This is a genomic window from Mycobacterium sp. 1245805.9 (assembly GCF_001672915.1).
Taxonomy (GTDB): Bacteria; Actinomycetota; Actinomycetes; order Mycobacteriales; family Mycobacteriaceae; genus Mycobacterium.
Genome location: NZ_LZKR01000061.1, coordinates 1 through 6,200, shown reverse-complemented (window position 1 = coordinate 6,200; position 6,200 = coordinate 1). Strand labels below are relative to the sequence as shown.

Genomic DNA, 6,200 nt, shown 5'->3' with positions numbered 1-6,200 from the left:
CCGCCTTCGCCGCCGTGCCCGCCCTGGCCGCCGCTGCCGTTGATGGCGCCCGAGTCGGCGGCGCCGCCGTGGCCGCCGACACCACCCTGCCCGCCTATTCCGCCCCAGAGGGAGGGGAAACGCGCGCCGCCTCGGCCGCCGGTGCCGCCTTGGCCGCCTTGGCCGCCGGCCCCGACGCTGCCCGCATCGCCGGCGCCGCCACCGGCAGCACCGCCGAAGCCGCCCTGGCCACCTTGGCCGGCTATGCCGCCGGGGCCGCCCTGGAGTAGAGCACCCCTCGCATTTGTCCCGTCGGGGCCGCCCGCGCCGCCGGTGCCGCCTTGCCCGCCGGTGCCGCCGACCCCGCCGTTGCCGTTGATGCCCGAGTCGGAGGCGCCGCCCTGGCCGCCGGTGCCACCTTGCCCGCCAGTGCCGCCGGCACCACCCTGGGCCCAGGTGACGGAAGTGGAGGCACCGTCGCCGCCCTGGCCGCCCGCACCGCCTTGGCCACCGGTGCCTGCGCCGCCGCCGGTGTCCGCGCCGCCGCGACCACCCGAACCACCTTGGCCCCCTTGGCCGGCGGCGTCGGCAACAGTGGCCGCCCCACCGCCCTGGCCGCCGGTGCCGCCCTGCCCACCACTGCCAGCGACGCCCAGGCTGCCGCTCCCCGTCCCAGTGCCGGCCATCCCGGCTTGGCCGCCGACACCGCCGGTGCGACCCGCCCCACCGGCCCCGGCATCGTTGTGGCCGTCGTCGTGGTAGCCGGCTCCGCCGGTGCCGCCCTGGCCGCCCGTACCGGCGGTCCCTCCATTGCCATTGGCGCCAAAGGTGGACGCGCCACCCTGACCGCCGTTCCCGCCGACACCGCCCTGGCCGCCCGCGCCGCCCGCGCCGTTGGGCGTCGAGCTGTTGCCGCCGGTGCCGCCCTGCCCGCCGGTGCCGCCAAGACCTCCGGTGCCCGCACCGCCGCCGGTGTCGGTCCCGCCTTGGCCGCCGGCGCCGCCCTGGCCTCCGGTGCCGGCCGTCTCGCCGACGGCGGTCGCCGCGCCACCTTGCCCGCCGGTGCCACCTTGCCCGCCAACGCCTGCGACGCCGGAGCCGCCATCGCCTTCCCCGCCTTGGCCTCCCGCGCCGCCCTGCCCGCCGGCGCCAGCCGTGCCGTCGAGCGCGCTCACAGCACCACCCAGGCCACCAGTGCCGCCACGCCCGCCGGCGCCGGCGGTGCCCGCGCTGCCGGCGTCAGCGGTGCCGGTACCGGGGGCGCCGCCCTGGCCGCCGGCGCCCCCAACTCCGCCGGTGCCGCCCGACCCGGCGTCGCCGCTGCCGTCGTCGTTGTAGCCGACGCCACCGGTGCCGCCCTGGCCCCCGGTGCCGCCAGCGCCGCCGTTCCCATTGGTGCCAGAGGTGGAGGCGCCGCCGGCACCGCCACTACCGCCAGCGCCGCCGAGGCCACCCGAGGCGCCCGAGCCACCGGGAGTTGCACTATCGGCGCCGGCGTGGCCGGCCCCGCCGGCGCCGCCGGCGCCACCGGCGCCACCCATGCCGCCGGTGTTGCTGGTGTCGGCCCCGCCTTCGCCTCCGCTGCCGCCTTTACCGCCGGTGCCGGACGTGCTGCCGGCGCCGCCTTGACCACCGACGCCGCCCTGGCCTCCCGACCCGGCGGCACCGCCATCGGTGATGTTGGCGCCACCTTGGCCGCCGGACCCGCCCTGACCGCCGGAGCCGCCGGTACTTGCGCCAGCACCGCCTACGCCGCCCGCGCCACCGGTTCCACCCGCCCCGGCGTCGCCGCTGCCGTCGTCGTTGTAACCGGCGCCGGCCTGGCCACCGGTTCCGCCGGCACCGCCAACGCCGCTGGTGGAGGAGCCTCCTCGGCCGCCGGCGCCGCCGTTGCCGCCCGTGTCGCCAGACCCATTGCCATTCGTGCCTGCGCCGCCTTGACCGCCAGCGCCCCCGGTACCGCCGGTGTTGACGAGGTCGGCGCCGCCTTGACCACCAATGCCACCCTGCCCGCCACCGACACCGCCCTGACCACCAACGCCACCAGCACCCCCAGTACCGCCAGCGCCCAAGTTGGCCCCGCCCTGACCACCAACACCACCCTGACTACCAACACCACCCTGACCACCAACGCCACCAGCACCCCCGGTACCACCCGTGCCCAGGTTGGCCCCGCCCTGACCACCAGTGCCAGCCTGACCGCCACCATCGCCGCCCTGACCACCCTCGCCACCAGCACCCCCGGCGCCACCCGTCGCGCCAAGGTCGTCCCCGCCTTGACCACCGGTGCCACCCTGACCGGCGCCGCCCCCAGTGTTGGCGCCGCCGGTGCCGCCCTGGCCGCCCGCACCGGCCGTGTGTCCGCTGTAGGTCGTGGCGCCGCCCTGGCCGCCGGTGCCCCCGACCCCGCCCGCGCCGTTGGTGCCGCCCGCGCCGCCTGCGCCGCCTAGGCCGCCCTGGCCGCCGAAACCGGCATCGTTGGTGCCGTCGTCGTTGTAGCCGGCGCCGCCAGTCCCTCCATGGCCGCCGATTCCACCAGGGGCCCAAAAGCCCTGGGTCGAGGTGCCTCCGGTGCCGCCGGTCCCGCCGGTACCTCCAATACCCGCGTCGCCCGCATCGCCGCCACTGCCGCCGCTGCCCGCCACGCCACCTTCGCCTCCGGTACCGCCCTGACCGCCATCGCCGCCGTAACCCGCGCCGGCGTATCCTCGGCCGCCGGGGCCGCCCATGCCACCGGTGCCGCCCTGACCGCCCTGGCCGCCGCTGCCGTTGATGGCGCCGGAGACGGCGCTGCCGCCTTCGCCGCCTTGGCCGCCATGCCCGCCTAGCCCGCCGCCGGTGCCCTGACCGCCGTAGCTGCCCAAGTCGGTGGAGCCGTAGACGCCGTCACCGCCCTGTCCGCCTTTACCGCCCTGGCCGCCCTGGCCGGCGGTATGTCCGCTGTAGGTGGTGGCGCCGCCCTGGCCGCCGGTGCCGCCTGCGCCGCCGGCGCCCGCGACGCCGCCTTGCCCGCCTTGGCCGCCTAGGCCGCCCTGGCCGCCCGCACCGGCATCGTTGGTGCCGTCGTCGGCGTAGCCGGTGCCGCCGGCACCACCTTGGCCGCCTGCGCCCGCACCGCCTCCAGTGTCGGCGCCACCCTGGCCGCCTTGACCGCCGGTCGCGCCGCTGCCGAATGGCGTATTGCCGTCAGCGCCCTGGCCACCCTGACCGCCCTGGCCACCAGGACGGGCGACGTTACCGGCGGAGGCGGCAGTACCGCCCGTGCCACCCGTGCCGCCGGTGCCGGCAAAGCCACCGGCGCCCGCCGTGCCGCCGCTGCCGCCGGTGCCGGCCGCCCCGCCGCCGCCGCCCTTGCCCCCAGTGCCACCCATACCGGCACTGCCTGCATCGTTAGTGCCGTCGTCGTTGTATCCCGCGCCGCCGGTCCCGCCTTCGCCGCCGTGCCCGCCCTGGCCGCCGCTGCCGTTGATTGCGCCCGACACGGCGTTGCCGCCTTGGCCGCCCTGGCCGCCCTGGCCGGCTTGCCCACCGGCGAGGCCACTGCCGAAGGGGGTGGTGCCGTTGGTGCCGGTGCCGCCCTGGCCGCCCTGACCGCCCCGGCCACCGGCACCGGCGGTGTCACCGCTGTGCGAGGTCGCGCCGCCTTGGCCGCCGGTCCCGCCGGCGCCACCCGAGCCCGCGACGCCTGTAGTCCCACCGCTGCCGCCAGTGCCCATCGCGCCGCCGGTCCCGCCCTGGCCACCCATGCCTCCGGCGCCGCCTACGCCCGCATCGTCGCTGCCGTCGTCATTAACGCCAACAGCGCCGGTTCCGCCTTGCCCGCCTTGGCCGCCCTGCCCGCCGCTGCCGTTGGTGCCGCCGTTGGTGAGACCACCCTGGCCGCCTTGGCCACCCGTGCCGCCGGTGCCCGCGGCGCCCACCGTGCCGCCATCTCCGCCGGCGCCGGCAGCGCCGCCGGTCCCGCCCTGGCCGCCGGTGCCGCCGATGCCGCCGGTGCCCGCGTCGTTGGTGCCGTCGTCGGCGTGGCCGGCGCCCCCGACACCGCCGGTGCCGCCCTCGCCGCCCTGGCCGCCGCTGCCGTTGGTCGCCCCAGAGATGGCGGAGCCGCCGGTCCCGCCGGCGCCGCCCTGGCCCCCGGCGAAGCCCGTGCCGCCGGCCGTGGCGTTGTCGATACCGGTACCGCCTTGACCACCGCGGCCGCCGGTGCCGGCGACGTCGCCAATGGTTGTGGTTGCGCCGCCCTGGCCACCCGTGCCGCCGGTGCCGCCAGCGCCGACAGCACCCGCGGTCCCGCCCGCGACGCCGCCGCTGCCAACCGCGCCGCCGGCACCGCCTTGACCTCCTTGGCCGCCCATGCCTCCAGTGCCAGCGTCATTGCCGCCGTCGTCGGCATATCCGGCGCCGCCGGTACCACCCTGTCCCCCTTGGCCACCGCGGCCGCCGGAACCGTCGACGCCGCCGTTGCTCGCGTTGCCGCCGGCGCCGCCCTGGCCACCCTGACCGCCTTGGCCGCCGATCAAGCCGCTGCCACTGGGCGTTGTGCCATCAACGCCGGTGCCGCCCTGGCCGCCTTGCCCGCCCTGGCCACCCGCGCCTGCGGTGTCGCCGCTTCGGGCGGTGCTGCCGCCGAGACCGCCCGTCCCGCCCGAGCCGCCGTTGCCGGCGGCGCCCCACGCGCCGCCGCTGCCGCCAGTCCCGGTCGCACCACCGGTTCCGCCTTGACCACCCGTACCGCCGGCGCCGCCGACGCCGGCATCGTTGGTCCCGTCGTCCGCGGTGCCAGAGCCGCCGCTGCCCCCTTCGCCACCGATGCCGCCGGCGCCGCCACTGCCGTTGACGCCACCGCTGGTGCCGCCACCCTGGCCGCCTATCCCGCCCAGGCCGCCGTGACCGCCGACGTCGCCGGTCCCGACCGCGCCGGCGCCACCTTGACCGCCGGCACCGCCTTTGCCGCCGGTACCGCCGTCGCCCACCGCACCGCCGGTGCCACCCGTGCCGGCGGCGCCACCGGCACCTCCCCGGCCGCCGACACCGCCTTGGCCGCCGGTACCGGCGTCGTTGCTGCCGCCGTCCGGGGTGCCAGACCCACCGGTGCCGCCTTGCCCACCAACGCCGCCATCGCCGCCTGCGGCGTTGGTCCCGACGGTGGTAATGCCGCCTTGTCCGCCGGTGCCGCCTTGACCTCCCGCGCCGGCGGAATGAGTGCCGGCCGCGGCCGCGCCGCCTTGACCCCCCGTACCACCGGTGCCACCGCCGCCGGCCGCACCGGCGCTTTGCACGAAGTTGCCCGCGCCGGCGGCCCCGCTGGCGCCGCCTTGGCCGCCGGTGCCACCGCTGCCACCGGCACCGGCGTCGTTGCTGCCGTCGTCGGCGTAGCCGGCGCCGCCGGTGCCGCCCTGACCGCCTCCGCCACCCTGACCGCCCTGGCCGCCGCCGCCGAAGCGGCTCGTGCCGGCGCCGCCTGTGCCGCCCTGACCGCCTTGACCGCCGGCGCCGCCGGGAGAAGCCGTTCCGCCGGGTGTGGTACCGGTGCCACCCGTCCCGCCCTGGCCGCCGAGGCCACCGTTGCCACCGTCACCACCGATGTAGGTTGCGGTGCCGCCGGCGCCACCCTGGCCGCCGGTGCCTCCGGCGCCCGCGGCGCCCCCGACACCGCCCGTGCCGACCGTGCCGCCCTGCCCGCCGGTGCCACCCGCGCCACCCTCACCGCCGATGCCGAAGTTGCTCGGGCCGCTCAGTCCGGCTCCACCCTCGCCGCCGGTCCCACCCTGGCCGCCGCTGCCGTTGATTCCGCCGCTGGTGGCGCCGCCCTGGCCGCCGCTGCCGCCCGTGCCCCCTTGGCCGGCGAACAATCCCGCCACGTCGGCGCCGCCGACGCCACCGGCGCCGCCTCGCCCGCCGGCGCCGCCGGCGCCCACCGTCCCGCCGGCGCCGATCGCTCCGCTCGCACCGCCTTGGCCACCGGCACCGCCGCTGCCCCCTTGACCGCCGAAATAGGAGGCAGCGTCGTTCCCGCCGGCGCCCCCGTCGCCGCCGTTGCCGCCGACACCGCCATTGCCGCTGGCCCCGCCGGCGCCCGCGCCACCAACTCCGCCCGCCCCGCCGGTGCCGCCGGCGCCCCCCGTCCCACCGGCCGGCGCGGGGGGGGGGGCGCGCCCCCCCCCCCCCCCCCCCCCCCCCCCCCCCCCACCCCCCCCCCCCCCCCCCCCCCCCCCCCCCCC

The 6,200-nt window shown here is 79.2% G+C and carries 1 protein-coding gene; it reads right to left on the bottom strand.

The window, feature by feature from the left end; all coding sequences use genetic code 11:
- A partial coding sequence (locus A9X00_RS31240; protein ID WP_197515109.1) for a PE family protein occupies positions 1-6,200 on the bottom strand: 6,200 nt, incomplete at both ends.